The sequence below is a fragment of the Wolbachia endosymbiont of Litomosoides brasiliensis genome, from assembly GCF_013366805.1.
Taxonomy (GTDB): domain Bacteria; phylum Pseudomonadota; class Alphaproteobacteria; order Rickettsiales; family Anaplasmataceae; genus Wolbachia.
Window position 1 is genome coordinate 1 of the sequence record NZ_WQMO01000037.1, and the last position, 3,662, is coordinate 3,662.

The window sequence follows — 3,662 nt, forward strand, 5'->3', positions numbered from 1 at the left end:
TTTACTAACAGTCTCATTAAGTTTTTTTAACTTTTCCTGTCTACTTTGTCTTGTTCATTGTAAATTGATCTTGGCATAATATACGAAAACTTCATTTTTGCATATTACGGTGTATTATAGACTTACTAACACTGAAGCTAAGTTTTTCTTGAATTCTTACTCTTATTTTTTTAATGGTAATATTAGGGTTTTCTTGTATCAATACTTCAACTCATTCAAATTGAGCCTGATTCAACCTAATTTTCCCACAACATTGAAGGGAGTAAACAATTTTCCTTCTCTTCGAAATTTCAGGTGTTTTATCCATATAGCCAATGCTATTCTTGAAATACAACATACTTTTGTTACGGCTGTTATACTGTGCTTTTTTGCTGTAATTACAGCATTTAGTTTCTTTGCACATATGCGTTCATAGCTCCTTTTCCATTGTTGTCTATCCATCCTTGTACAGTAAGAATTGGTATTAATACCCATCCCTCCTAGTCAATGGCCTGCCTCTTCTTATAGACAACAGGATATTTGTTTATAGTTCTTCATAATCTACCAACCCAACAAGTCCTGTTATATATTTTTCGATTCAATTTATTAAACCTTCATTTTTCGCTTCTATCACCTTTTCACTTTCCAGTTTGGCACACTTTTTTGAATATTCCCGAGCAAGATTAAATTACTTTATTTTCTTAACCATTTGCTTTCTTCTCGTTATTACAAGTCTTTTCTTTGGCACATCCTTCACTATAATACTACCAGCCGCAATGACAGATTCATTATGAACATTAAGTGGCGCAATCAATGAGCTATTAGCACCAACAAAGCAATTACTCCCTATATTCGTTCTATGTTTCTTTTTCCCATCGTAATTACAAACAACAGCACCTGCACCTATGTTGCTACCCGGCCCTACCTTGGTATTTCCTATGTAACTTAAGTGCTTTATTTTAGTATTTGTACCTATATCACTTGCTTTTGCTTCGACAAAGTTTCCCACAATTGCACCATTGCCAATTGTTGTGTCCTCACATTTGGTAAATGGACCGATTCTAGCACCAGACCCTATTTTTACTCCAGGGCCAAAAAAAACGTATGGGTAAATAATCGAATCTATATCAATTTGTGTATCAAGGGAAAAGAAAACAGTTTCTGGAGCGACAAGTGTTACTCCAGAATTAGTAAAAAATTTTCTCTTGTTTTCTTGAAAATAAAACTCAGCTTTTGCAAGATCACTTCTGCTATTTACGCCGGTTGCCTCTTCTTCATCAGTGGTAACGCAGCCGACACTTAAATCACTTTTTACTGCAATGGAAACTATATCGGTTAAGTAATACTCACAAGTTGAGCCATTACACCCTATTTTTTCCACTAATTCATGCAGATTCTTTGCATATGCAACCATTATTCCAGCATTAGCAAGAAACTTTTCACTACTATTTTCACCATTTTGTGCCTCTACAATTTCTCTCAAGGAACCATTCTCAATAATTAACCTACCGTATTCTTTGTTGCTGGTCTTAAAACCAAGACAAACCAGAGCCTTGCCTTCTAAGCAATTAACCATCTTAGTTATTGTGCTGCTTTTTATAAGTGGAGTATCTCCATACTGCACAACAACTATGCTAGAATCTGGTAATTCTTTCATATTTCTCACCACAGTCCTGACCGCATCTCCCGTGCCAAGTGTTGATTCTTGTGTAATTAATTGTATACCCTCAAGACACCCCAATCTTTCAATCAAAGGCAAATCTACTACAACAGCTATATTTTCAGGATTTAACTGTCTCGCATTGCAAATGATATGCTGAAGCATAGAAAAGTTGCCTATTTTATGCAGAACTTTAGGCAAACTAGAATTCATTCGCTTGCCATGCCCGGCAGCAAGTATAATAAACGTGTAAGCTTTATTTATCACTTATCTTAAAGATGAAAAATTAAAGATGAAAAATGAAAGCCATAATGATTAAGCCAGCTAATTCTATTACCGTAAAAGCTCCTTAAGTCACTAATTTGATATTTCAGCATTGCAAGCCTTTCTATGCCAATACCAAACGCAAAACCGCTATATTTAGTATGATCTATTCCAACATTTTGAAAAACATTTGGGTGTACTATACCACATCCAAGTACTTCTATCCATTTACTCCCTTTATAACTTATGTCCACTTCCGCGGAAGGCTCAGTAAAAGGGAAAAAACTATTACGAAAACGTATCTTTAGCCCTTTGTCTCCAAAAAACTTATTGAGGAAGTGATGAATAGTAAATTTTAACTGGCCCATATTGACATTTTCATTAACATATAATCCTTCCATCTGATGGAACATAGGAGTGTGAGTTGCATCAAAGTCATTTCTGTACACCCTGCCGGCAGCTACTATTTTAATTGGGAGAGTTTTTGCTTTTTTCATGGTTCTGATCTGTACAGATGAGGTATGAGTGCGCAGCACCATCCTCTTGTCGTTTATTTTGTTCTTTAAGTAGAAGGTATCTTGCTCCTCTCGCGCAGGATGATGACTTGGAGTATTCAGCGCATCAAATACATGAAACTCGTCTTCAATGTCAGGACCATCGACTGCTCTGAAGCCCATATGTGCAAAAATGAGCTTCACTTCATTTATGACTTTACTCAATGGATGAACCCTGCCAATTTTTTCTGGTCTAACAGGCAACGTAATATCAACTGCTTCGTTTTGCAATTTTAAGTTAACCTCTTCAGCCTTTAGTATATTTTCTTTATTCATTATAAGCTGATCTAGCTTATTACGCAAAACATTGATAACTGCACCTAAATCATGCTTTTCTTCTGCACCTTCCACCTTTTTTAAGTCATCAAAGCAAGCTTTAATTAAGCCCTTTTTTCCCAAATATGACAGTCTAACTTTTTTCAAATCTTGCAAAGAAAAAGCACTCTCAATTTCAGAAACAGCCCTATCCTCAAGTAAAGGTATTTCATTTAGTAGCTCTTTATTCATCTCGGAAACGCTAGCTCAAACTTTATATTATAGTAAAATCTTAAATATCATCAACAATCCGAAAAACTACTCTACCTTTAATCTTAAGAAATTAATAAATAAAATATGCACAGCAGTAATGATGAAACTAACACTAATTCCCGCCGTACAAGTAACAGATAGATAATAATAGAAAATAAGCCTTACTGAGGTAAGCAAAATAGCGAAGTTTAAATGGCGTTAAAATTAAAATCATCGAATGAAAAAGTCATGGAATTAACAAAAGAAATGCTGAAGAAAGTGCAAAATAACGCATATGTTACAAAAAACTAAATGCTGTAATTACAACAAAAAAGCACATATAACAGCCTTAGCAAAAATAAGTTGCATTTCAATACAGCACTAACTGCATGGATAAAGCACCCAAAACTTGGAAGAGAAGAAAAATTGTCTGCTCTACTTCAACATCGTAGAAGAACCAGATTAAATCAAAGTCAATTTGAACAAGTTGAAGTATGGATATAAGAAAACCCTAATATTACCATTAAAGAAATGAGAACAAGAATCAAGGAAAAATTTGACTTAAATGTCAGCAAGTCCACAGTACATCGTAATATGCAAAAAATGAAGTTTTCATATATTATGCCAAGATCAATTCACAATGAACAAGACAAGGCAAATAGGAAAAGTAAAAAAAACTTAATGAGACTATTGGTAAG

The 3,662-nt window shown here is 34.5% G+C and carries 5 protein-coding genes; 2 read left to right on the forward strand and 3 right to left on the reverse strand.

All coding sequences use genetic code 11. From position 1 onward, the window contains the following. Window positions 1-231 precede the first annotated feature (231 nt). From GO684_RS04885 to pheS, 3 genes are all read right to left on the reverse strand, one after another. Window positions 232-441: a hypothetical protein gene (locus GO684_RS04885; RefSeq protein WP_175939402.1), complete on the reverse strand. Its 210-nt coding sequence runs from the start codon at window positions 439-441 to the stop codon at window positions 232-234. A 226-nt stretch (window positions 442-667) separates the two neighbouring features. Further along, on the reverse strand, window positions 668-1,906 hold the full coding sequence (locus GO684_RS05830) for an NTP transferase domain-containing protein (RefSeq protein WP_175939403.1): 1,239 nt from the start codon (window positions 1,904-1,906) through the stop codon (window positions 668-670). Between the two features lie 5 nt (window positions 1,907-1,911). After that, on the reverse strand, window positions 1,912-2,964 hold the full coding sequence (gene pheS / locus GO684_RS04895) for a phenylalanine--tRNA ligase subunit alpha (protein WP_175939404.1): 1,053 nt from the start codon (window positions 2,962-2,964) through the stop codon (window positions 1,912-1,914). 363 nt (window positions 2,965-3,327) lie between these two features. Here pheS and GO684_RS04900 point away from each other — a divergent pair, with 363 nt between their 5' ends. Together GO684_RS04900 and GO684_RS05835 are read left to right on the forward strand one after the other, a co-directional pair. Beyond that, window positions 3,328-3,468 carry a hypothetical protein gene (locus tag GO684_RS04900; RefSeq protein WP_175939406.1) on the forward strand — a complete coding sequence of 47 codons (141 nt, stop codon included), beginning with the start codon at window positions 3,328-3,330 and terminating at the stop codon, window positions 3,466-3,468. Between the two features lie 18 nt (window positions 3,469-3,486). Further along, a partial coding sequence (locus GO684_RS05835) for a winged helix-turn-helix domain-containing protein (protein WP_369408532.1) occupies window positions 3,487-3,662 on the forward strand: 176 nt, incomplete at its 3' end.